The sequence below is a fragment of the Bacteroides sp. AM16-13 genome (genome assembly GCF_003602705.1).
Taxonomy (GTDB): domain Bacteria; phylum Bacteroidota; class Bacteroidia; order Bacteroidales; family Bacteroidaceae; genus Bacteroides; species Bacteroides xylanisolvens.
Genome location: NZ_QTLK01000080.1, coordinates 1 through 1,082 on the forward strand (window position 1 = coordinate 1; position 1,082 = coordinate 1,082).

The window sequence follows — 1,082 nt, forward strand, 5'->3', positions numbered from 1 at the left end:
ATGCGAATCAGTAGTTGAACTCTGATTCCTTGTTTTAGAAAATTAGATAAATGAATGCGATGGCAATTTTGCCCATCGTATGTACTAAAAGTCCAGATGTAGATCTGACTTTCATCGCTCTTTGAATATTTGTTTTTTCATTCAGCCAGTTGAAAAAAGATTCTATCGGTTGTCTGACCTTTGATACTGCAGTTGAAAACAGGTCTCTGCCCGCTTTCTCTCTTTGAGTAATAATAGGCTCCTCTCCCTTTATTGCTTTAACGGGAGTCATCATGGTTACCCCTTGTTCCTGCTGTTTGTTTCCCCAGAACGAGAAGTCTGAGTATATCTTATCCGCAAATATATATCTGTTTATAAGACTATCAGCGGCTTCTCTTTTAAGAACAGTCAGATCATTCTCCTCTGCCGATGATAAGATGATCATTTCGGGGAATGGAATGGTTCCTTCCCTGCGGAAAGCTAAGGTGTGAAGTTTGAGCCCGAAATAATACATGTTCTTTGTAGAGCAGTATCCTTTAGTGGCAATTTCAGTAGCCACTTTTCCGGTTTTGTTCTTTCCTGCACAAGTAATGATGGGCATGGAGTCAATAAGTGATATCATAGAATCGCAATCTGTTGGTTTAAAGAAAGTAATGAGATGCTTCACCAGTTCATTAATCGCCTCACTCATCAGGTTCAGCCGATAGTTGAATGTTTGATAAGAGGGAAGGTTAGGGAACCAGGAAAGCAAATATTCTTTGGTGAATGTATGTATCTCTTTGATGCTAAAATAGCGCTGATACGCTCCGCAGAACAGATATACGGTAAGCAGCTCCTGATCAGTGAAGATCGGTGTAGCGTTATTACTGAACCTCTGACAGTAGAACTTCAGTGAAGACTGATAAACATCGCAGATATACATATATATTTTTATAAGTTTTAGCTCTTTCTCCTTGGGAATCATAATTAGAATAATGAGTGGTTTTATTCTTCTAATATACTGATTTTCAAGGAGATTAAGAAATAAATAAATGAGATAATTAATTGAATAATAACAATTTAACTAACTGAATCAGCTAGTGATTTCAACTACTGATTCGCAT

General features: G+C 37.3%; 1 protein-coding gene. It reads right to left on the reverse strand.

Features of this window, described 5'->3' with window-relative positions:
* Window positions 1-34 precede the first annotated feature (34 nt).
* Window positions 35-901, reverse strand: coding sequence for a transposase (locus DW173_RS23655; RefSeq protein ID WP_004310695.1), 867 nt, complete (start codon window positions 899-901; stop codon window positions 35-37).
* Window positions 902-1,082 lie beyond the last annotated feature (181 nt).